Source organism: Iodobacter sp. BJB302 (genome assembly GCF_002735645.1).
Taxonomy (GTDB): Bacteria; Pseudomonadota; Gammaproteobacteria; order Burkholderiales; family Chitinibacteraceae; genus Iodobacter.
In genome coordinates this window covers 1-865 of sequence record NZ_PDZG01000180.1, presented here as the reverse complement: position 1 = coordinate 865, position 865 = coordinate 1, and the positions used below count along the sequence as shown (strand labels likewise).

Here is an 865-nt window from a genome sequence, read left to right as displayed (position 1 = left end):
GCAAGCATTTTGCTTAAAATGGCATCTTTACGAGCCTTGGGAATACGCGACATGATAAGTAACCAGCCCCCTGAGTAAGTTGGAATCCCTGAAAAGGGAGTATCTCAACTATCCTGACACAGGGGGCTTCGTCCAGACTGGCAAAGCCTTTATGGGGCTAGGCGGGCCAGTATTTCAGCGTACGGAACAATGACTCCGCATAGGGATTGTCGTTGCTGACGCGAGGACGGCTAAATGAGGAGGCGATCCCCAGCATCTCCATTTTGGCTTTCAGGGTATAGCTTTTCATCGGCGCACCATTGTCTGAATGCAAGACCAACGGGCTCATGCTGCAACGCTCAGCAGCCAGCTCTCCTGTTTCTTCCGCGTGCACTTCCCAGCCCACTGGATAGCGGCTGAACAGGGGTAATCCCCCCGTTTTTAAGCTCGCTTAAAAGTAGAGGCTAGGCATGTAATGCCAGTTTTTGTTTCGGGGTGATGCCGCCCAATCCCATGTGCGGGCGCTCGTTATTGTATGTCCAAAGCCATTGCGTTGCAGTTTCTTGCACTTCGGCAAGGCTTTCAAAGTCATCACAGGCCAGCCATTCATAACGCACAGTCCGATTATAGCGCTCAATATATGCGTTTTGCTGTGGATTGCCTGGCTGAATATAGGCCAATTCAATCGATTGTTGTTCTGCCCAATTTTTTAGCAGATGGCTAATATATTCAGGCCCATTATCGGACCTGATTCGCCTGGGCTTGCCGCGCCATTCAATGATTTGATTCAGGCTGCGTATTACGCGCTCTGCTGGCAAAGAGAAGTCGACTTCAATGCCCAATCCTTCCCGATTAAAATCATCAATCACATTAAATAAGCGAATGC

Annotated in this window: 1 protein-coding gene and 1 pseudogene; both read right to left on the bottom strand. The window is 49.6% G+C overall.

Features of this window, described 5'->3' with window-relative positions:
* Positions 1–160: 160 nt before the first annotated feature.
* Positions 161–403 (bottom strand): annotated as a pseudogene (locus tag CSQ88_RS22510) (IS3 family transposase); the annotation flags it as partial.
* 40 nt (positions 404–443) lie between these two features.
* The coding region (locus CSQ88_RS22505) for an integrase core domain-containing protein (protein ID WP_143449595.1) at positions 444–865 on the bottom strand (422 nt) is incomplete at its 5' end.